19 protein-coding genes and 2 pseudogenes are annotated in these 20,877 nt (G+C 71.2%); 11 read left to right on the top strand and 10 right to left on the bottom strand.

Annotated elements, in window-relative coordinates; translation table 11 throughout:
- Positions 1-17: 17 nt before the first annotated feature.
- The 7 genes and pseudogenes from ElP_RS40070 to ElP_RS27970 all read left to right on the top strand — a co-directional run.
- A pseudogene (locus ElP_RS40070) lies at positions 18-137 on the top strand (IS630 family transposase); the annotation flags it as partial.
- Between the two features lie 125 nt (positions 138-262).
- Positions 263-826, top strand: a complete 564-nt coding sequence (locus ElP_RS27990; RefSeq protein WP_145275851.1) for an ISAs1 family transposase — start codon at positions 263-265, stop codon at positions 824-826.
- Positions 802-1,050, top strand: coding sequence for a hypothetical protein (locus tag ElP_RS38825; RefSeq protein WP_197446284.1), 249 nt, complete (start codon positions 802-804; stop codon positions 1,048-1,050). Before ElP_RS27990 ends, ElP_RS38825 begins: the two co-directional genes overlap by 25 nt.
- Entirely contained in the window at positions 1,047-2,204 is a 1,158-nt protein-coding gene (locus ElP_RS27985; RefSeq protein ID WP_197446444.1) for an ISKra4 family transposase, read from the top strand. Before ElP_RS38825 ends, ElP_RS27985 begins: the two co-directional genes overlap by 4 nt.
- A complete protein-coding gene (locus ElP_RS27980) occupies positions 2,186-2,953 on the top strand; it encodes an ISAs1 family transposase (protein WP_197446443.1) in 768 nt (255 codons plus the stop codon). Before ElP_RS27985 ends, ElP_RS27980 begins: the two co-directional genes overlap by 19 nt.
- A 6-nt stretch (positions 2,954-2,959) precedes the next feature.
- Positions 2,960-3,370 carry a helix-turn-helix domain-containing protein gene (locus ElP_RS41420; RefSeq protein ID WP_145279036.1) on the top strand — a complete coding sequence of 137 codons (411 nt, stop codon included), beginning with the start codon at positions 2,960-2,962 and terminating at the stop codon, positions 3,368-3,370.
- The gene (locus ElP_RS27970; RefSeq protein ID WP_390836103.1) at positions 3,292-3,984 is read left to right on the top strand and encodes an IS630 family transposase; all 693 of its coding nucleotides are present in this window, start codon (positions 3,292-3,294) and stop codon (positions 3,982-3,984) included. The genes ElP_RS41420 and ElP_RS27970 overlap by 79 nt, the downstream gene beginning before the upstream one ends.
- Positions 3,985-4,170: 186 nt before the next feature.
- Here the strand turns inward: ElP_RS27970 and ElP_RS27965 are convergent.
- Positions 4,171-5,414 (bottom strand): annotated as a pseudogene (locus ElP_RS27965) (IS3 family transposase).
- Between the two features lie 246 nt (positions 5,415-5,660).
- Here ElP_RS27965 and ElP_RS27960 point away from each other — a divergent pair.
- The 3 genes from ElP_RS27960 (at position 5,661) to ElP_RS27955 (ending at position 7,450) form a co-directional block, all read left to right on the top strand.
- Complete coding sequence (locus tag ElP_RS27960; RefSeq protein WP_261344389.1) at positions 5,661-6,050, top strand: DUF4259 domain-containing protein; 390 nt, start codon at positions 5,661-5,663, stop codon at positions 6,048-6,050.
- Positions 6,051-6,266: 216 nt separating this feature from the next.
- Positions 6,267-6,515, top strand: a complete 249-nt coding sequence (locus ElP_RS40065) for a hypothetical protein (RefSeq protein ID WP_231749893.1) — start codon at positions 6,267-6,269, stop codon at positions 6,513-6,515.
- Positions 6,512-7,450 (top strand): ISAzo13 family transposase, encoded by a 939-nt coding sequence (locus ElP_RS27955; protein ID WP_231749837.1) that lies wholly within the window; start codon positions 6,512-6,514, stop codon positions 7,448-7,450. Before ElP_RS40065 ends, ElP_RS27955 begins: the two co-directional genes overlap by 4 nt.
- 257 nt (positions 7,451-7,707) lie before the next feature.
- Here ElP_RS27955 and ElP_RS27950 read toward each other — a convergent pair whose 3' ends face one another.
- Positions 7,708-8,370: a hypothetical protein gene (locus ElP_RS27950; RefSeq protein ID WP_145275841.1), complete on the bottom strand. Its 663-nt coding sequence runs from the start codon at positions 8,368-8,370 to the stop codon at positions 7,708-7,710.
- A gap of 177 nt (positions 8,371-8,547) precedes the next feature.
- Positions 8,548-9,411 carry a hypothetical protein gene (locus tag ElP_RS27945; RefSeq protein ID WP_145275839.1) on the bottom strand — a complete coding sequence of 288 codons (864 nt, stop codon included), beginning with the start codon at positions 9,409-9,411 and terminating at the stop codon, positions 8,548-8,550.
- Positions 9,412-10,156: 745 nt separating this feature from the next.
- On the opposite strand from ElP_RS27945, the gene ElP_RS27940 reads away from it, so the two are divergent.
- The gene (locus tag ElP_RS27940) at positions 10,157-11,239 is read left to right on the top strand and encodes a hypothetical protein (protein ID WP_145275837.1); all 1,083 of its coding nucleotides are present in this window, start codon (positions 10,157-10,159) and stop codon (positions 11,237-11,239) included.
- Between the two features lie 301 nt (positions 11,240-11,540).
- Here ElP_RS27940 and ElP_RS27935 read toward each other — a convergent pair whose 3' ends face one another.
- The 7 genes from ElP_RS27935 to ElP_RS27905 all read right to left on the bottom strand — a co-directional run bounded on the left by ElP_RS27935 (position 11,541) and on the right by ElP_RS27905 (position 20,831).
- Positions 11,541-12,608, bottom strand: coding sequence for a DUF1559 family PulG-like putative transporter (locus ElP_RS27935; RefSeq protein WP_145275836.1), 1,068 nt, complete (start codon positions 12,606-12,608; stop codon positions 11,541-11,543).
- Position 12,609: 1 nt separating this feature from the next.
- Positions 12,610-13,920, bottom strand: a complete 1,311-nt coding sequence (locus tag ElP_RS27930) for a PQQ-dependent sugar dehydrogenase (protein ID WP_145275834.1) — start codon at positions 13,918-13,920, stop codon at positions 12,610-12,612.
- A gap of 136 nt (positions 13,921-14,056) precedes the next feature.
- Positions 14,057-14,275, bottom strand: a complete 219-nt coding sequence (locus tag ElP_RS38820) for a nuclear transport factor 2 family protein (protein WP_390836101.1) — start codon at positions 14,273-14,275, stop codon at positions 14,057-14,059.
- A gap of 201 nt (positions 14,276-14,476) precedes the next feature.
- Positions 14,477-15,631 carry an ISAs1 family transposase gene (locus ElP_RS27920; protein WP_145271338.1) on the bottom strand — a complete coding sequence of 385 codons (1,155 nt, stop codon included), beginning with the start codon at positions 15,629-15,631 and terminating at the stop codon, positions 14,477-14,479.
- A 732-nt stretch (positions 15,632-16,363) separates the two neighbouring features.
- Positions 16,364-16,789, bottom strand: coding sequence for an alpha/beta hydrolase (locus tag ElP_RS27915; protein WP_145275832.1), 426 nt, complete (start codon positions 16,787-16,789; stop codon positions 16,364-16,366).
- Positions 16,790-16,821: 32 nt separating this feature from the next.
- Positions 16,822-17,442, bottom strand: a complete 621-nt coding sequence (locus ElP_RS27910; RefSeq protein ID WP_145275830.1) for a 3-keto-disaccharide hydrolase — start codon at positions 17,440-17,442, stop codon at positions 16,822-16,824.
- Complete coding sequence (locus tag ElP_RS27905) at positions 17,439-20,831, bottom strand: HEAT repeat domain-containing protein (protein WP_449343081.1); 3,393 nt, start codon at positions 20,829-20,831, stop codon at positions 17,439-17,441. Before ElP_RS27905 ends, ElP_RS27910 begins: the two co-directional genes overlap by 4 nt.
- Between the last annotated feature and the right edge of the window lie 46 nt (positions 20,832-20,877).

Raw genomic sequence — 20,877 nt, 5'->3', positions numbered from 1 at the left:
GAACCAGGAGCATCGCGATGGACAAGTACCGGGTCACCCTGACCGAGGAGGAGCGGGCTGAGTTGCAGCACCTGGTCTCCACCGGCAAGGCTGCCGCCCGCAAGCTGGCCCATGCCCGTATCCTCCTCCTGGCCGATACCAGAGCAGGGCCAGCGCGCACTTCTATAACAATCCGGCAAGCTCTGCGGCCTTGCGCCCGCCCCGCTGCCCGGGTATACCGTCCACCGTGTCGTGAACCAGACCCGGTGGCCGGAGGTCGGCGATGGCGGGCACCCGCAGCAAGCTCGACGAGATCGTGGCATCGTTCGCGATGCTGGAAGATCCCCGCTCCCACATCAACCGCCGGCATCCGCTGCCCAGCGTCCTGGTCATCGCTGTCTTGGCCGTCCTCGCCGGCGCCGCCGGGCCCACCGCCATCGCCCGCTGGGCGAAGCTCAAAGAGGGGCTCCTGATGGACCTCCTCGACCTGCCGCGCGGCATCCCCGGCAAGGATGTCCTCCGCCGCATCCTGATGACGCTCAAGCCCGCGGCCTTCGAGGCCGCCTTCAACGCCTGGATCGCCCGCCTCCGCGACGAGGCCATCGCCACGACCGGCGTCGATCGGCCGGTCGTCGCCATCGACGGCAAGACGGCCCGCCGCAGCCGCGACGCGAAGGAGGGCCTCGGCCCGCTGCACATCGTCACCGCCTGGGCCGGCGAGTACGGGGTGGGCGTCTCGAAAGTAGGTGGGAAATCCCGTACAACAGGGGTGGCTGATGGGATCGACGGATTTCACCCACAACCTCGCACGGACATCCCGCCATGCGCACCCCCGATTCGGGCCTGACCCCGGAGCAGGCCGCCGACGCCGAGCGGATCTACCAGGCCCTCCACGCCGCCTCCGAGGAGGACCATTGGCGGATCGCCCAGCTCCTCGCCTCGCGGGGCGACGACCGACTCTTCGGGCAGACCGAGCACGAGGTCCGCGACCTCGTCCACAAGACCGGGGCCAAGGCGATTCAGGCCGCCCTCGACGGGCGGAAAAAGGGGGGTACCGGGGGTCGAGCGTGAGCTGCCCGACCTGCCTCGAGCCGGCCAAGTTCATGGGCCACCGTCCCCGCCGGGTGGTCAGCCTGCTCGGGGCGGTACGGGTCACCCGGGCGTACTACCACTGCCCCCACTGCCACGGCGGCTTCGCCCCCGGCGACGCCGTGATGCGGGTGCCCGAGGCGGCGCTGACCCCGGCGGCCTACGAGGTCGCCTGCCTGGCCGGGGCGCTCTCGGCGTTCGCCGAGGCGGCCGAGGTGACCTTGCCGAAGATGGCCGGGCTGCGCCTGGCCGAGTCGACGGTCGAGCGGGCCGCCGAGGCGGCCGGGGCCGAGGTCGGCCGGCGGCTGGCCGCCGGGGAGGTCTTCGGCGGGGCCCGCGCCTGGCACTGGCACAAGGACGCCGAGGGCAAGTCCTGCGCGTACGTGGCGGCGGACGCGACCGGGGTCGGGCAGCAGGGCGAGGGCGGGTCGTCGGCCGAGGGGCGGATGGCCACCGTGGCGATGGTCTACAACCCGGTCCCCGAGGTGTCCGCCCGCCGGGCGCGGCCCGACGGCCCGCCGCCCCGGTTCCGGGCCCGCTACGTGGCGGGGCTGTGCGGCGTGGCCCCCCTGGGCGAGCCGCTCCGGCGGCAGGCGGCGCAGGTGGGGATGGACCGGGCCGAGCGGTGGATCGCGCTGACCGACGGGGGCAGCGGGCTGGAGGGCTGGGCGCGTGCCAACTTCGGGAGGGTCGAGGCGGTGATCCTCGACTTCTACCACGCCGCCGAATACCTGGGGGGCCTGGCCCGCGCCCTGTTCCCGGGCGACGACGAAGCGCGGGAGGGCTGGCTGGGCGACTGGTGCCACCGGCTGAAATACGAGGGCGGCCCGACCGTACTCGAGGCGTTGCGAGGCCTGGAGGTGCGCGGCCACGCGGCGAAGGAAGCACGAGCGGAGGTGGTGCGGTACTTCACCAACCAGGCGCACCGCATGGACTACCCGGGCTACGTGGCCAAGGGTTGGGCGATCGGCTCGGGGCCGGTGGAGGCGGCGTGCAAGACGGTCATCGGGCAGCGGATGAAGGGCTCGGGGATGAGGTGGGGCGCCGACGGGGCCGACGCCCTGAGCCACTTGCGGGCGTTGTTCAAGAGCGGAGATCGGCAGTGGGACGCCTTCTGGTGCCCCACACCGAACTGATTCCACCTACAAACGAGACGCCCTCCCGCGAGTACGGCCTGGCGCTGGGACAGGAGGTGTGCGGCGAGAAGTCGAACGAGATCACGGCCATCCCCGAGCTGCTGAGGCGGATCGACGTCCGCGGCGGGGTAGTGACGATCGACGCGATGGGGGCGCAGAAGGTGATCGCCGAGGAGGTAGTCCGCGGCAAGGCCGACTACGTGTTGGCCCTGAAGGGGAACCACGAGGCGCTGCATCGGGCGGTCATCGAGCACATCGACGAACAGCTGGAGGGGGATCTCAAGGGGGCCGAGGAGCTGACGACGAGCGAGCGCGGGCACGGTCGCGAGGAGCACCGGACCTACCTGCACCTGCCAGCGCCGGCGGCCCTGCCCGGCCGGGCGGAGTGGAAGGGGCTGAGGTCGGTCGGCGTCGTGACGTCGCGGCGGGTGAAGGGAGGCGAAGAGAGCATTGAGATTCGCTACTACCTCAGCAGCCTGCCGGTGGACGCGGAGCAGTTCGCCCGCGCGGTGCGGGGCCACTGGTCCGTGGAGAACGCGTGCCATTGGTCGCTCGACGTGACGTTCCGGGAGGATGACTCGCGGGTCCGCCAGCGGGTGCTGGGGGCGAACATCACCTGGCTGTATCGCTTCACATTGTCGCTCCTCAAGCAGCACCCCGACCGGCGACAGAGCCTGGCCATGAAGCGCCGCGGCTGCGGCTGGAGCGACACGTTTCTGATGGAAGTCATTGCTGCGTTAACATGTTAGTGTGCGCTGGCCCTGGATACCAGAGCCGGCCAAGAGCACTCGGATGAGCGGATCGCCGACGCACTTGGGGTCAGCCTACGAACCATCGCCCGGGTCCGTCAGCGGTTCGTCATCGACGGCGTTCAGGCGGCCATCAGTCGGGGTCCCCAGCCGCCACGACCGGACAAGATCAAGATCAAGGGGGACATCGAGCAGCGGTTGGTCCGACTGGCGTGCAGCGATCCGCCGCAGGGCCGATGCCACTGGACGCCGCAACTGCTGGCCGACGAACTGGTCGTCCTGGGCCTGGCCGAGTCGATCAGCACCGAGACCGTCCGCCAGGCTCTCAAAAGAACGACATCAAGCCCTGGATCGTCGAGACCCGGTGCATCCCGCCCGAGGCCGACGCCGAGTACGTCTGGCGGATGGAGGACGTGATCCAGGTCCACCTGCGGCCCTACGACCCGAGGTTCCCGGTCGCCTGCTTCGACGAGGCGTGCAAGCAACTCTTCGGCGAGGTGCGGCCACCCAGGCGGTGCCGCTCGGGCCGACCGGCTCAGGTGGACTACGAGTACGAGCGGGAGGGCGTCTGCCACCAGTTGATGATGTGCGAGCCGCTGCGGGGCTGGCGTCATGTCAAGGTGACCGGACGCCGGACCCGGCGGGACTACGCCGGCTGCATCCGGGACCTGGTGGAGGTGCACTACCCCCGAGCGGAGAAGGTCCTGCTGGTGCAGGACAACTTGAATACGCACGACGGGGCGAGCCCCTACGAGGCGTTCTCGCCGGAGGTGGCACGTCGGCTCCTGGACCGGATCGAGTTCCACTACACACCCAAGCACGGCAGTTGGCTGAACATGGCCGAGACGGAGATCAGCGTCATGAACCAGCAATGCCTGGATCGCCGGCTGGAGGGTCCGGCCAAGCTGGCGGCGGAGGTGGCGGCCTGGGAACACCGGCGGAATGTGAGGAGAGCCCGAATCCACTGGACCTTCACACTGGCCGCCGCTCGCCGGAAGCTGCGGAAGCTTTACCCGTCAATTGAAGATTGACGGCCCACTAGGAATATCGGACCTTTTGGATGGATGGTTATTAAACCTTCGTGGTGCTCAATCCAATCACGGAATGCCGACGCAACCTCCGGCAGCTCAGCAGGGCCGCAAACATGCATTCCCAGTCCATGTGTCAAGTGGATCCTGTATGGCCTTGAGGTTCTCTGGACGGGGACTTGATCGTAGTCACGCCGCCGCCTGGACGCCACCGACGAGGTCCCGCCGCACCTGGCTCGGTGTCCGGTGACCATGGCGGCGGATCACCCACCGCTCGTTGTACGTCCTCTTGAACTCACCCAACGCCTCGGCCAACTCCACCACCGTGGCGAACGACCTCACCCGGAGCAACTGCTCCTTCAGCGTGCGGACGAATCGCTCGGCGCAGCCGTTGCCCTCCGGTTCCCGCACGAAGCTCGGCGAGCTGGCCATGCCGAGGAAGGTCAGCTCCCGCTGGAAGTCGTCGCTCATGTAGGCGCTGCCGTGGTCGTGGCGGATCGCCAGGCCACGGGCGATGCCCCGGTCGAAGCCGCCGAAGTGCTCCCGCACCCCCTGGCGCAGCGGCTCCAGCGCCTCGAAACGCTCGCCTCGCTCGGCCACGTGGAGGCCGACGCACTCGCAGGTGCAGTGGTCGACGGCCACGAAGACGTGGACCAGGCCCTCGCCGGTGGTGACCGTCGTGGTCATGTCCGTGCCCCACATCGAGTCCGGCTCCTCGGTCGTGATGGTGCCGTCGTGGGCCTTCGGCCCGTGCGGGTGGCCGCCCCGGCGGGGGGCCTGGAGGCGGTGCTCCCGCATCAGCCTCCGCACTCGCTCGGAGGCCGTGCGGATGCCCTGATGCCGCAGGCGGGCCCAGACCTTGCGGTAGCCCTCGCCGGTGAACGGCGACTCGGCCAGGACCCGACGGATGTGGCCGACCAGCTCCTCGTCGGTGCCGGCCCCGACCGGCCCCCGCTTGTGCGGCACCGGCCGTTGCTCCGGCGGCACGGCCTCCCGGGCCTTGAGGTAGTAGGCGGTCGAGCGGGCGATCCCGAAGATGCGGCAGACCCGCTGCATGCCGTATCGCTTGCCGGTGCCGGGGGAGGCGGAGCGGGCTAACTGCTCCGCCTCCTCGCGACAAAAGGGCGGCCGCTCTCCAGGTGCTGGCACTTCTGCCCCAGCAGCTCATTGTCCATGGTGAGCTGGCCGACCTTCGCCTGGAGGCGGGCGATCACCTCGTCCCGGTCGTCGGTCGGTCGGCTCTTCAGGGCCGCCGTGCCGCCGTCGAGGAAGCCCTCCCGCCAGGAGGAGAGCGTGGCGGCGGTGACGCCCAGCTCCCGGGAGAGGGAGTCGAGGTCCTCGCCCCGGAGCAGCCGGAGGACGGACTCGGTCTTCCGCCTGGCGGAGAACCGGCCACGATCCTGGGAGTCGGTCTTGGTGCTCTTCTTGGTCATCTCGGGCACTCCTTCCAGGGCCATTATGGCCCATGAGAGTGTCCAGAGAAGCCCTCAGGCTAAGGAGTCGATGGTAAGCCGGTCCGTGCCGTTTCCATCGGCCGATCGGCGTTAAGCTTTTAAGCGAGGGGCGGGGGGACCTGACCGATTTGGCCCCGAAACTGTGTCGGATTGAGAAACGGCTCATCGCTGCGACCTCCCGACATCAGGGTAGACCATCGCGGGCTGCTGGCCGAGGAGGATACCGTGGGAGTTTGGGGCGAAGGCCCGATGGACAATGATAGCGCTCTCGACTGGATGGCGAACTCCGTAGAGTCGCCGTTTGCGGCCGCGATCGAGGAGGCCCTTCGCGGCTACCTCGAGGGGCGGAGAGCCCCGGCCGAGGCGGAAGCCGCTGCCGCGCTACTCGTAGATTACACGCTCTGTCCCGGGGCGATGAGGTACCGGCACATCGACCTCAGCCATGAAGCGAAGGAGCGTGGTTTGTGGAAGATAGGGATCGACGCCGTCGAGCGGATGATGGCGGACATCCCCTGGCTGGACAGCTGGATCGACCCCGATGCGAAGCGCCTGGTCCTGGAAGACCTGAAGGCCGAGTTGCTCCAACTGGATCAGACCCATCAGAACTCGGGGTAATTGCCCCGGAGGCTGTGCCCCTCCTCCGGGGACCGCGTTGAGCCGCCTCGGCTTAGGGGCCATCCAGGATCAAGTTCCAGTTTTCTGGTAGGATGACATGGACTCCGACGAGACCACAGGGAAGGCGCGTCCATGCCCCAGCGTGACGTCCATCCGTGCCAGTGCCCCTCCTGTACCGGCCCCGAGCCACATCCCGATCAGGAGATCCATCGCCGGATGAACCTCCTGATGAGCCGGCTCGACGAGCAGCAACGCCGCTGGTACGCCGCCGTCGAATCCTCCAAGGTCGGCCACGGCGGCGGTCGCCTCCTGTCCCGGATCACCGGCCTGGACGTCGATACCATCCGCCGGGGCCGACGGGAACTGGCCGACTCGCTGCAGGGCCGGCCCGGCGATCGGGTCCGCTTGCCCGGTGGCGGACGGCCTGCCGTCGAAAAAAAAGCCCCGAGGTCGTCCCGGCCCTGACCGCCGTCGTCGAGCCGACGACCGGCGGCGACCCGATGGGTCCGACCGAGTTCGTCCGCCGCAGCCTCCCGGCCATCGGGGCCGACCTGGAGCGGCTCGGGCACGACCTCAGCCCCACCACCATCGCCCGGCTGCTGCGGGATCAGGACTGCTCGTTGCGGGTCAACCGAAAGCGGTTCACCGGGCCGGATCACCCCGACCGGGACCGGCAGTCCCGCAACATCGACGAGCGGATCGCCATCTTCGAGGGCCTGGGGCAGCCGATCATCGGCGTCGATAGCAAGAAGAAGGAACTGGTCGGCAACTTCAAGAACGCCGGGGCCGCCTGGCTCCGAGAGCCCGAGGAGGTCAATGTCTATGACTTCCTCAGCGATGCCGAGTGCCGGGCGACCCCCTACGGCATCTGCGACGTGCTCTCGGGCCGGGGGCACGTCTGCGTCGGCACCTCGGCGGATACGCCGGCCTTCGCCGTCGAGGCGATCGGCTCGTGGTGGGCACGCCACGGCTCGGAGCGATACCGGGGGGCCGACGAGCTGCTGATCCTGGCCGACGGCGGCGGCAGCAACGGCCATCGCCCCCGGCTCTGGAAGGCCCGGCTGCAGGAGCGGATCGCCGACCGCTACGGGCTCCACGTGACGGTCTGCCACTACCCGACCGGGGCGTCGAAGTGGAACCCGGTGGAGCATCGGCTCTTCGGGCCGGTGAGCATCAATTGGGCCGGGCAGCCGTTGCGAAGCCTGGAGGCGATGCTCGGCTGGGCCCGTGGGACGGAGGTCGGCGGGGCGGGAGTGACGGCGAGCCTGGACCGGGCGGAATATCCGACGAAGGTGAAGGTGCCCGCCGCCGTGATGGAGCGGCTGGACCGGGAGCGGCATGAGGTCTGCCCGGACTGGAACGACACCATCAGCCCACGGCAGCCGCAAGTGCTGCATTGATATGGGCCAAGAGGAACTCGGAACTTATTCTTGGATGGCTCCTTAGCGGAAGTTGAGTCGAGAAATTGCGATAAGACCTCGTCGCGCATCCTTCGATGAATGCTCCAAGCTCAGGAATGTCACCATCGGCACCTCCGGACTGGATCGAGAACTCGGAGAAATCGGGAATCCGACGGGTGGGCCGTGCCCGTCGAGGTAGTGGAAAGAAGCAAGCCCGGTACCGCGTTGCTCAGGACAACTCGCCTGCCACAGCTGAGCTACGAGTCATTACCAACGGGGCCAAGTCGTTCCGCATCCCGGATCAGCACCAGGCCATAGCAGTCCTCCCCGACCTCCCACGGCCGTAGCCGGTACTCGTATCGCAGGACGCTGGGACCCAAGTCGGGGAGAATCGCCGGGGCGTTGCGGATCGCCCGGGCCTCCTCGGCACCGCCTGCGGGAGAGGGATCAACGGGAGCGTCTCCGTCCTCGTCCGCCTCGCACCAGAGCACCGCCAGGTCGAACTCCGCCCACGGGCCCGAGAGGTCACCGGCACGGTTCGGCAGGAGCCGGGCCTCGACGCGGGCCAGCAGGTAGCCGGGGCCCTCGTCCGCGTACCCGGCGAGCAGCTCGCCGTCCCCCTCGGGCAGCGGCCGGTCGCAGACGAGCAGCCCCACCCGGCCGCCGGCGCGGATGTCGTCGTAGGCCGCGTCCCAGCTCGGGTCCAGCCCCAACGCCCGCTCGTACCGACGCAGCGCCGTCGGCGTGTCGGGGGCCAGCAGCAGCACCGAGCCCCCCCGCGAGTCGAAGCGCGAGAAGACGAAGGTCCGCTCGTGGTACGCGACCTCGCGGTCGAACCGCGGGCCGCCCCGCCGCGGGGCCGGCCCGCGCCCGCCGTGCTCGGGCTGACCTGCGGAGCCCTGACTGTCATGCTGAGGCATCGATTCTGCACCCCTTCGTTTTCTCGTGTTACCCTGGCCCGTCGTTGGGGGTGATTACCCCGGTAGAATTCCGAAGAGGCACGCCGCGATCGGCCGCGATGAGCCCCGTTGGGGTCGGGGGCGCACTGCGAGCTGCCACCGACGGCCGACCCGGCAACGCCCGGCCGCCAGCCCGGCTCAGTTCCGCGACGGCTCCAACAGCCTCGGCAGCAGCCCGCCCGCAGCCGGCTTTCCCGAGGCCTTGCTCACCAGCAGCAGGACCGCCCCGCGCCCACGGCCCGGGACCCCCGCCACCGGCGGCAGTCGGTACGCCCAGGTCTCGACCCCGGGGCCATGCCGCGGCGCCGCCCGCCAGCGGGCGACCTCGGCCAGGCCGCGGGCGATCGCGGCGACGTCCACCTCGGCCCGCCAGCGGTCGGCCGGCTCCCCGGACTGCCGCAGCCAGACGGCCCGCCTCCGCCCGACCCCGGCGACGTAGGCCCGCGCCGCCGCCAGCCGCGGGCCCGGCACGTCGACCAGGCGGAACGAGACGGGGCCGAGGTCGGCCAGGCTCGGGTCGCCCTCGTCGCCGGGCGGCCCCACGACGAGCAGGCTCACGAGGTAGAACATGACCTCCCCGTCCCGGGGGGACTGCGGTGCCGGGGCCGGGACGGCCTGAACGGCCCCCGCCCGGCGGCGCCGCGTACGCCGGGCGGCCTTGCCGAGGCAGGCCCGCAGCAGGTGGCTGGCCGGGATGCCGGTCCGCCCGGCCGCCTCCCTCAGGGACTGCAGCAGCCGGCGCGACAGGGGCAGGCGGACCGGCCGGAGCCCGGGCCCCGTGGGTCCGGCCAGCCCCGCCGCGGCCAGCGCCTCGAGCAGGGCGGGAAGCTCCCCGTCGACGGCCTCCGCGACGAAGGCGCGGACGGTCTGGTCGAGGGCCGACCGCCGGCCGCGGATCGCGGCGCGGAGGTCCTCGGACAGGCGGTAGGTGCGGTAGACGATCGGCGTGGCGACCTCCACGCTCGACGTCTCAACCTCTAGCTCGGGCTCGGGTGGGCTCATCTAGGTTCCCCCGGGTTGCGGTGCGGGATGGTCCCCGTCGGAGGGCCTGTGGCACGGGCTGCTGGCCGACGTTATTTCGCGGCGAGGTCGCCGATCCCGCTCGCCGGCGAAGACCTTCCGCCGGTCCATGAGACGACCTGCCGAAATCGCCGAACTCGAAGGCCTCGGGTAATGGAACCGGAGCGATGCGGGGACGGGCTGAGGGCCGGACTGGTCCCAGCTACGGTCGGTCATCAGCCGGGAAGGAGGACGGACGCGGAAGCCCGCGACGAACTGGCCGCGTCGGAGGCCGTTGACCGGCGCCTACTACTGGCTCCCAGACCCTGCAGTCGGAGCCATCTCCTGGGAACTCGTCGCTTGCCACGACCTGGACCGGGGCGGTCTGGCCGGGCACCCCGAACTCTGGCCGACGGTCCTTAAGCGACTCGCCGTAGTCTGGACTCTCGATGCCGCTCGCCTCGTGCGGGACGTCTCGGGACGCTACGCCGGGCTGCCCCGTGGCCGGGTCTCCCGGTGGGGGCGGCGTCACTACGTCAACCACGGGGCGACACGCCCAGGGCCGATGGGATCGCGGTCGTACGGCGGCGGTTCGGCCTCGACGGTGGCGATCATAGGTCGCGTCTGGTCGTCGCCCTGGACGACCACGAGCGGATGCTCCCGGGCGATTTGCGGGCCGTGCAACGGGCCCTCGGCCGCGACCTGGGACTTCGCTGCGACCTGAGCCGGGAACGCGGGCGACCGGACGATGGATTCGACTCCTTGCAGCAGCGGGACGGCACCTGTCGTTCGATCACCCGGGAGCGACCGAGTCGATGACCACCCCATCCCCGACACGCCGGGCGTTCCTCGCCGCGGGGCCTGCCTGCTCGCGCGGGGCACGACGGGGTCCATTCCGCGGCCGGAGGCCCAGGGAGACGTCCCTGGTCGCGGGATCGAGCTGCGGGCCGAGGTCGGGCGGGTCCGGGGGAAGCTGGCGACCTTCCGGGATCGCTACCTGGCCGTCCTGGTGGCCGACCGGGCCCAGGTCGAGCGTGACGGTGCCATGCAGCTATTGCCCTGGGCCAGCGACCCGGCCGAGCGGCGGGCCTGCCAGGCGGCCGTGGCCGTGCTGGAGCGGGCGATGTCCGTCCCGGGCGAACGGCACCTCCCCGCCCCGCCCGAGTTGCAGGCCCTTGCGGAGCTCGTCGACGTCCCATCGGAGCCCGGTTTCGTCATCCGGGACGGCCGGATCGACTGGCGGATCGCACCGTTCCCGGAGTGGCGGCCGGATTTGCGAGAGGCGTCCGCCCGGGAGCTCCTGGCCCTCGTGGGCTGCCCGGCCGAGGGGGAGAGGCCAGCCACGGAGGAGCTGCGCCACGCGCTGCCGCGGGTCCGGCGGTGGTTCCTCGGCCGGGTCCCCGGCGAGCTTACCGGCCGGAGCGACCTCGCGGAGTACCTGCCGCTCGTCGCCGTGCTCGACCCCGCCTTCGCCCGCACCCTGCTCGACGCCCGCACCATCCGGGCGGCCGTGCGGCGAAACCCCGCCCTGGAGCCCGAGGAGCGGGCCCAGCGGCTCCGGCTGATCGACACCGGCTTCTACCGCGGCGAGCTGGGGCTCGCCCTGGCCCGCGTCCTGGGGGCCCTGGCCAACGATCAGTTCGACCAGATCGGCCGGTTCCTGGACCTGCCGGAGGTCCACGGCAACCAGGGATACCTCATCCCAAAGTACCTGCTGGTAGTCCTGACCCGAAAGGTCGTGACCCTGCAGGACCTTGCGGTCGGCGTGGACGGGAGACGGAATCGCGACCCAAGGATCGGACGACCTGCGACAGCCTTGATGGTCGATTGAGCTTGTGATGGTATGATGAATGACCCGGACTGGTATTAACGAACTGCTGGCTCCAGCTCCTGAGCCGGATATGCGAAGCAACCTGATAGAGTCCGAGGATGCGCCGGCATTTCGGACCGACGCGCGCAATGCGGCTGACGGTCCGAGTGCGGCTGGCCAAGCTGGACGGTCCACCCGCCTGCCTCTGGGGACACTATGGGACTCGGAGATCGGAGGGCGTCCGGAGGAGGCCGCCACCGAGTGCGAGCGCGATCATCTCGCCTGCTGCCCCAACTCACGGTCCCTCGCCTCCTCGCAAGGATCACAGCGAATCGGACGACACGACCTCGCCACCCGCCCTCGTGGCGATCGCCCGCCAGGTGGGCGGGGCGACGCCGTCTCGGATGAAGGTGGCATGGCCGTCGCAATACAGCACGTTCACGCCGCCGGGATGGTGGCTGCGGGCGGCCTTCCAGCCGGGGTTGTGGTAGGTGATGCAGTCGTATCGGGCGGAGTTGGGCGGCTCGCGGTGGCTGTAAAGGGTGTTTAGATAATTCCCATCCCACCAGCCCGCCCCCTTGTTTAACAGCCAGCCCGCCGGCGCCATGGCGCAGGCCGAGTCGGTCAAGGGACCCGCCGCGACCCGCGCCATCGCTCGCGATGGCGGCGAGGGGACCGGCTCGGGAGTCGTCTGACTGTATGGCCCGCGGACCCCGAGGAGTTGCTCCGAGGCCGCTACCGTCGTGCTGACGCCGTCGCTCAGGTCGGCCACCGACAGCGACGGGCCGAGGATAAAGGCGCCGTCGGCGCCGGCGGCGTCTCCGCCGCCGGTCCCGGTGCCTGAGCAGAATGCGTAATTCACAGGCCCCGAGCCCTCCATCGGTGGCGGGGCGCCGTCGCTGGGACAGAGGAAGAGGCCGACCGAGGTCGCCATCACCGTCGTATTGGCCGGATAGAACGGCCAGAACGGCGAGGGACCGCCCGTCGGCTTGTAGGCCACCGGGAAGTCGAAATTCAGGGCGTTGTGGAGGTTTGTCCCCTCCAGATACGGCGCCATCTGCGCCAACACCGACCATCGGTACTGCAGGGGCGAAGTCGTCGCCGGCACCGGCCCGTTCGGGTAGAGGAAGCCGACCGGGAAGCTGCCGACGGCCGCGTGGTAGCCGTGCAGGGCGATGCCTATCTGCTTCAGGTTGTTACAGCACCGGGCGCGCCGGGCGGCCTCGCGGGCGGACTGGACGGCGGGGAGCAGCAGGGCGACCAGCACGCCGATGATCGCGATGACCACCAGCAGCTCGATCAGGGTGACCCCCCCTGGACGCGGCCCATCCCGAGGGGGGCGTCCCGCGCCGATCGACAGGTCCCACGGCCGGGATCCGGTTGGCGTCATCTCACTTCTCCCCCGTGTACGCCACCCGCCACACCGTCCCCGAGCCGTCATCGGTCACCATCAGCGACCCGTCCCTGGCCACGGCCACGCCCACCGGGCGGCCCCAGACATCGCCCTCCTCGGTGACGAAGCCGACGAGGAAGTCCTCGTACTCGCCGGTCGCCTTGCCGTCTTCCATCGGCACGCGGATGACCTTGTAGCCGACGCGACGGGCCCGGTTCCACGAGCCGTGCTCGGCGGCGAAGGCGTCGTGGCGGTACTCCTCCGGGAATTGGTCGCCGTCGTAGAACGCCAGGTCGAGCGAAGCCATGTGCGACTGCAAGAGCACGTCGGGGACGATCACCTTGTCCTTCAGCTCGGGGCGCTTCCCCTCGTGCCGCGGGTCCTGGTTCGGTCCGAGGTAGTACCAGGGCCAGCCGTAGAAGCCGCCTTCCTCGACGTGCGTGATGTAGTCGGGCACCAGGTTGTCGCCCAGCGCATCGCGCTCATTCACCGAGGTCCAGAGCTGGCCGGTCGTCGGGTGCGTGGCCAGGCCGACCGGGTTGCGGATGCCGTGGGCGAAGACGCGCTCGTCCTTGCCGTCCGGGTCGAAGGCCAGGATCATCGCGCGGCGCTTCTCTCGATCGTCGTCGTCGACGTTCGACCGCGATCCGACCGAGACGTACAGGGTCTCGCCGTCGGGCGAGAACTCCAGGTCCCGCGTCCAATGCCCGCCGCCGCCGACGCTCTCGCTGCCGCTCGGGATGTCCTCGACGATCGTCTCGGCCTCGCCCGATGCCTTCGTGTCGCCGTCCTCGTAGGGGAAGCGGACCACGGAGTCGGTGTTGCCGACGTAGACGTATCCCGGCTCGGGCCCGACCGGGTAGAAGGCGATCCCGAACGGCCGGTTCAGGCCGGAGGCGAAGACCTCGTCGACCTCGGGCGTACCGTCGCCGTCGGCGTCGCGGAAGACGCGGATGCGGTTGGCGCGGCTCTCGGCCAGGAACAGGTCGCCGTTCGGGGCGCGGACGATGACGCGGGGCTCGACCAGTTGGGTGGCGAACTCCGTCACCTCGAAGCCTTCGGGCGCCTCGGGCCAGGCCCCTTCGGGACGAGGGACAACGCGGGGGAAGTTGTCGGCCGAGGGCGTGTCGTAGGGCGTAGCCAGGTCGTCGACCGTGATCTTCCGGCGCACGCCCGGCGCGTCGGTAGTCCAGTCGCCGAGGGCATCCTTGCCGGTGAGGGTTCGGCCCCCGGGCTTCGGGTCGTCTCCCAGGGCGGTCGATGCGGCCAGGACGAGGGGCAGGACGGCGAGTAGGAGGCGATGGCTCATCGGGAAATTCCCTCGGTTTCTGCGATCCCCCGCCGGCCTGGTTGGGTGGTGAAACCAGGGGGGGACCGGGGAGGTTCGCGCATGTCCTGTGGCACATTCAGGGGGCCGTCTGGGATATCCGGGGCCCCGGGTGTTGTTATGGGCCGAGCAGCCTGGTGAACGAGAGCGAGGCCAACTTCCGGGCATCGCCTTGCTGCACATACACCTCGGTCACCACGAGGGGATTGGTCACCTCATCGCCGCCGACAACGGCCACCAGGCGGATCTTGCTCAGGACGATGGCAGTCGTGCCGGTGACCCGCACCGATGCCTCCTGGATGTCCACGTCCTTGTAGTGTATCCCCCCGTTCCTGATGACATCGGGTTACTGGTCCCTGGACATGATCCCTCACATGTGGACGAAGACAGCCTCTTCATGGAAGAGGGCGGCCAGGGAACCGACGTTGCGATCCGACATCCAGCGCCACTGCTGCTCGGAGAGGCTCAGGATGGCCGTGTCGGTGTCCCCCGCGACCTCCGCGGAGGGCGCCGCCTCGGTGCGCAGGGCCAGCGCACACTAACATGTTAACGCAGCAATGACTTCCATCAGAAACGTGTCGCTCCAGCCGCAGCCGCGGCGCTTCATGGCCAGGCTCTGTCGCCGGTCGGGGTGCTGCTTGAGGAGCGACAATGTGAAGCGATACAGCCAGGTGATGTTCGCCCCCAGCACCCGCTGGCGGACCCGCGAGTCATCCTCCCGGAACGTCACGTCGAGCGACCAATGGCACGCGTTCTCCACGGACCAGTGGCCCCGCACCGCGCGGGCGAACTGCTCCGCGTCCACCGGCAGGCTGCTGAGGTAGTAGCGAATCTCAATGCTCTCTTCGCCTCCCTTCACCCGCCGCGACGTCACGACGCCGACCGACCTCAGCCCCTTCCACTCCGCCCGGCCGGGCAGGGCCGCCGGCGCTGGCAGGTGCAGGTAGGTCCGGTGCTCCTCGCGACCGTGCCCGCGCTCGCTCGTCGTCAGCTCCTCGGCCCCCTTGAGATCCCCCTCCAGCTGTTCGTCGATGTGCTCGATGACCGCCCGATGCAGCGCCTCGTGGTTCCCCTTCAGGGCCAACACGTAGTCGGCCTTGCCGCGGACTACCTCCTCGGCGATCACCTTCTGCGCCCCCATCGCGTCGATCGTCACTACCCCGCCGCGGACGTCGATCCGCCTCAGCAGCTCGGGGATGGCCGTGATCTCGTTCGACTTCTCGCCGCACACCTCCTGTCCCAGCGCCAGGCCGTACTCGCCGGCCCAGGCGGTGACGATGTGCAGCGGGCCGAGGCCCTCCTTCGCGTCGCGGCTGCGGCGGGCCGTCTTGCCGTCGATGGCGACGACCGGCCGATCGACGCCGGTCGTGGCGATGGCCTCGTCGCGGAGGCGGGCGATCCAGGCGTTGAAGGCGGCCTCGAAGGCCGCGGGCTTGAGCGTCATCAGGATGCGGCGGAGGACATCCTTGCCGGGGATGCCGCGCGGCAGGTCGAGGAGGTCCATCAGGAGCCCCTCTTTGAGCTTCGCCCAGCGGGCGATGGCGGTGGGCCCGGCGGCGCCGGCGAGGACGGCCAAGACAGCGATGACCAGGACGCTGGGCAGCGGATGCCGGCGGTTGATGTGGGAGCGGGGATCTTCCAGCATCGCGAACGATGCCACGATCTCGTCGAGCTTGCTGCGGGTGCCCGCCATCGCCGACCTCCGGCCACCGGGTCTGGTTCACGACACGGTGGACGGTATACCCGGGCAGCGGGGCGGGCGCAAGGCCGCAGAGCTTGCCGGATTGTTATAGAAGTGCGCGCTGGCCCTGCCTCGGTGCGCCCTTCCTGGGCCCGACTCGGGCCCACCAAAGTGACTGCGAACCCTATCGTCAACACCAACGGTGACAGGCGGTTCATGAGACCTCCGAGAATGGGATAAAAGGCGAACATGGTTCGCTTGCCTTCGCGAGGCATCGGCCGCCCGAAGCCCGAGAGGCGGGCCTCCGCAGCTCGCGGGGTCTGCGCAGCCCGGCCGGATTGCTCGCTACCGGAGGATCAAGCGAATTGCCCCTGGCTGTTACCGGCCCGCCTCATTTTATTCGCGGCCCGGCGATCATCCCTCGCCGGCCGGGCGGCGGTCTCCTCCCTTCGGGACAGGCTTCGGCTCGGGGACGCAGGGCAAGCCGCCCCGATCACATCGGCGCCGGCGCCCTGGGGGCGGGGCCCTAGGGCGTCGGCGATGATGAACATGGCCCTGCACGGGGCGTGCCGAGCGAGCTGAGCGGCCGGCCCCCCGGGTGAGACCCGAGGGCCGGACAGCCTCCTGATGGGTTTTGTGTCCCGTCCGCCCCGCCTGCCGATACCCTCGACCCTCCTCTCCCACTGGTCCCCCTCCATCATGAGGCTTCGCGTCGCCACTCCGGGCCCATCAGGGGCGCAGGGCTCACGGTTTCCTCCCCTGCCGGAGCCAGCCGTTCGCGTCCATCCAGGTGATGAACTCGCCCAGCACCTGCGTGGTGGTCGTGCCCGGCCGCCCGACGCCGAAACCGTGCCCGCCGCGTTCGTAGGCGTGGAGCTCGACCGTCTGGTTCGCCTTCCGCCAGGCCTCGACCACGCCGAAGCCCTGCTTTTGGATCAGCGGGTCGTCGAGCGCCAACGCCACGAACATCGGCGGCGCGTCCGAGGGGACCGGCACGGGCAGCATCACCCCGTAGATGAACCCGAAGAAGGCGGGGCGCTCCTCCGGCCGGCCAATCGACGAACCCGTGGGGACCCGGGGCGGGGCCGCGTCCCCCGCCCGGGCCGCCCCCGGGGCCGCGAGGCAGCCCGCGCCGAACGCCGCGACGACCCACCGAGCGAGCCGGCTCATGCCCATCCTCCCTCGCGGTCGGCCCGCCCGGCTTAGTCCAGGGACTTGATCGTGATCTCGCGGAAGCGGATCGGGACGCCCTCGGATTGCCAGCCGATGCGGCCACGGTCCGGCAAGGCCCCCTTGCCGCGCGTGACGACGACGCCGTTGAGGGCGCAGGTCAGCTCGCCATCGCGGCTGGTGACCTCCTCGCGGTTCCACTCGCCGACGGGCCTGGTCGCCTTACGGGCGGCCTCGGCGTCCCATTCGCCGTCGAATTCGGCCCCGTCGATCGGGTCGATCCGGCCGACCTCGTGATTGGCGAGCTGGAATTCGACGCTCCGGGGCCAGACCCTGAGGTCGCCCTGGATGTGGAGCAGGAGCCCGCTGTTGCTCCGGAAGTCGGCGTCGGACCCCAGCGACTCGGGCCGCTCGTACCTCCATTCGAACGCGAGGACGTAGTCCCGGTACTCCTGCTCCGTGGCGAAGTAGCCCTCCGGCGTGCCCGAGAGCCGGACCTCGCCGTCGGCGATCCGGATCGTCTCGGGCGTGATGCCGACGAGCTCGAACTGCGCGGGGTCGTCGCCTCGGACGAGGGGCGAGGCGTCCTCGGCGGCCGAGACCGCCGCGGCGCCCAGGAGGGCGGAGGCGAGCGGGAGTCGGAGGGATCTCATCGCGGCGTCTCCCCGAGGGGGCGGGATCCGGGCCGGTCCGCGGACTCCGGCGTCCCCTTCAACGATTCGAGGTAAGAGAGGAGGTCGGCGAAGTCTTGCGGCGCGAGGTCGGAGTGCAGCCCCTCCGGCATGAGGGAGGTTGGACCGGCGGCCCGCTCCTCGATCTCCGCCTTCGGGATGGCGTGGTCCCGGCCCTCGGCGTCGCGCAGGGTGAGGACGTCGGCCGATTCGGACCGCACCAGGCCGGCGACCACCCGGCCGTCGGCGGTCGCGACGGTCACCTGCTGATACCCCTCGCGGATCGACCGGCTCGGGTCCAGGACGGCCTCGGCGAGCCGGGCCCGATCGAGCTGGTCGCCGACGCTCGTCAGTTCCGGGCCCACGTCGCCGCCCGCCCCGCCGACCCGGTGGCACTTGACGCAGCCGGGCCCGTCGCGGTCGTGGAAGAGGGCGCGGCCCCGGGCCGGGTCGCCGGTGTGGTCGCGGGCATAGGCCTCATATTCCTCGGGCGGGGGGACTTCCGCGTCGACGGCGAAGAGACGGCCCCGAGCGGCCTCGGCGTGACCCTCATAGACGCGTCGGAGCCGTCGGACGACGGCGGGCGGGAGCCGGTCGGCCTGCGCCTCGACCCGGGGCAGGGCCTCGTCGCGGATGCGGGCAATCGCCCGCGCGCACGCCTCGCGGAGGCTGGCGTCCCGGCCGCCGAGCCCCTCCAGGTAGGCGTCGAGCGCGCGGGCATCGGGCATCCGGGTGAGGGCCGACAGGGCCGTCGACCGCGTCTCGGGGTCGCGGGACGCGGCCAGGAGTCGGGGCAAGGCCTGGCCTGGCCCGAGGCGGCCGAGCGCGGCGACCGCACCCCGTCGGACCTCCAACTCGGGCCGGTCGGCGAGCCGGAGCAAGGCGTCCCGGCCGGCGTCGCCGCCGATGGCCGCGAGGGCCTCGCAGGCCGCGATCCCGGCGTCGCCGCCGCCCCCGGCGATCGCCTCCAGCTCGGCCGCCGCGGGGGCGTGCCCCAGCCGCCCGAGGGCGTCGATGGCCGCGACCCGGAAGGACGGGTCGCCCGGCCGACGCCCCAGGAGCCCGCGGACGGCCTCGGCCACGTCCTCGCCCCCGACCCGGCCGGCGGCATCGATCGCCTCGGCCGCCAGCCCGGGCCCGGTCCGCGGGTCGCGCAGGACCGCCGCGATCAGCCCGCGCGACCCCTCGTCCCGGAAGGCTCCCAGCGCCGCGAGCAGGGCCCGGCGGACGCCCGGATCGTCCTCGCCGGGGAAGCGGGAGCGCAGCTCGGCCGCGACGTCGGTCGCCCCCGCGTCGCGCAGCCCGTCCACGCCCGCGAGCCGGGCGCCGGGATCGGGGTCCGCGACCCCCTCGCGGAGGGCGGCCAGGACCGTGGGCGTCCCGTCCCAGGCTTCCGACTTGGCGGGCGGCCTGGTCAGCGCCGGGTGGTAGGCCCACCACTCGCCCTTCCAGGCCGGTCGGCGGCGGTGGACCGCGGCCAGCAGCCGCAACGCCCGGGCCCTCGCCTGGGCTGGTGCCTGACGGTCGCGCGAGAGGCCGGCCAGGGCATCGGCGAGCGCCGGATCGTGCGTCTCGCGAAGGGCCAAGCCGACCCCGTCGCGGACGATCGGCCGGGGGTGGACGAGCCCGGCGGCGATCGCCGGCCAGGCGGCCGGGTCGGCCCGCCCGATCCGGTTCAACGCGGTGAAGGCCGCGTACCGGGCGAACGCGTCCGCCTCGTCGAGGGCCTCGATCAACGCCGGGACGGCGGCCGCGTCGCCGATGCGGCCGAGCGCGGCGGCGGCCCGGAAGCGGACGCCGGCGTCGGCGTCGCGGAGCCGATCCCGCGCCACGGCCCCCGCCTCCCGGACGCGCCGGGTGCCGAGCTGGCGGAGGGCCTGCCGGCGGACGCTCGGCTCGCCATCGGCCACGGCCGCGAGGATCGCCGAGCGGCCGGCGACCCCGCCGTCGATGGCGTCGAGCGCCCAGAGGGCGTGCCACCGCGCCGGGGCGGGGGCGTCGACGTCTCCCAGCAGCCGGACCAAGGCGGCGACCGCCCCCGTGCCCCGCTCGGCCAGTCGCCGCTGGGCGACCTCCCGGACCGATCGGGCGGGATGCGACAGGGCGACGACCAGCTCGTCGAGGCTCGCCCGGCAGGGCCGCCCGCACGCGGCGTCGAGGAACCAGGAGGGCCTGGTGCGGGCATGACTCGGGCCGGTGTACGTCAATCGCAGCAGGCGACCGACCGAGACCGCCTCCTTGGTGTCGGCGTGCTGCCAGTCGCAGATGTAGAGGCCCAGGCCGTCGGGCGCGACCGCGATCCCGACCGGGCGGAAGTCGCCGGGCGGGTCCGAGAAGACGTCCGACCTCGAGTCGGCCCGGAACGTCGCCCCGTCGCGCCGCGGGACGACCCGCAGGACCTGCCGCTTGCCGAAGTCGGCCAGGAACAGGTTGCCTCGGTACTCGGCGGGCAGGGCGTCTTCGGTGTAGCAGAGTGCCCCGGTGGCCGCCCCGCCGCCGTAGTCGGCCATCATCCAGAGCGTATAAGGACGCCGCGGCACGAAGTCGAACGGATAGCCGTACTCGCCGCCGTCGACCATGTGGGTCAGGCGGGACATCCAGTCGTGCTCGTCGGTGTTGTCGTAGGTGAAGATCTCGTCCTCGGCGTCGAGGGCCACGTCGAGGATGTTGCGGACGCCCGTGCAGTAGACCTCCAGGTCGGTGCCGTCGGGCCGCAGCCGGAGGACGCCGCCGCCGTACAGGTCCACCCGCCTACCGTCGGTGCCCACCGCCCCGTAGACGCCCTTGTCGCCGACGGCCACGTAGAGGTAGCCGTCCATGGCCAGCCGGGAATTCGCCGGGACGTGGTCGTTCCAGTCCAGCGCCCAGGGATTCGGGTTGGTGCTGGCGATGAGGATCCGCTTATCTCGCGCCTCGTCTCCGCCGTCGGTGAAGGCGCAGAACTCGGGGTTGTGGAGGACCAGCAGCCGACCGTCGATGTATTGCATCCCGAAGACGGCGTGGAGTCGGTCGGCGAACGTCGTGACGCGGCCGTCGGGGTGGAGGCAGAGGATTCGGCCCTGCCGCAGGTCCGCCCGCGGCGCGCTGATGTCCATCGGGTCCTCGGCGACGAAGACCCGCCCGTCCGGGGCGCAGCAGACGACCGACGGGTGCCTCAGGCGCGGCGACCCCAGCACCACCTCCAGGCGCCAACCGGCCGGAGGGCGCGGCAGGTCTGGGGCCCCCGCAGCCGTCGGTGCCGGGCCCGTCGCCCACGCCAGGAGCGATCCGGCGAGGAGGACTCGGCCCGGCCATCCGCGGGTCTGTGTCACGGGCCCACGCCTCCTGCCGCTCGATTCCCGTCCCGGGCCCGGCGCCCGGGCCGGACGCATCGCCAGCGGGGCCTCGCCCGAACCGGGAGGCCGGGGCGGCATCCCC

It is taken from the genome of Tautonia plasticadhaerens, from assembly GCF_007752535.1.
Classification (GTDB): domain Bacteria; phylum Planctomycetota; class Planctomycetia; order Isosphaerales; family Isosphaeraceae; genus Tautonia; species Tautonia plasticadhaerens.
Note: the sequence above shows the minus strand (reverse complement) of the source record. Positions and strands in the feature narration are given on the sequence as shown.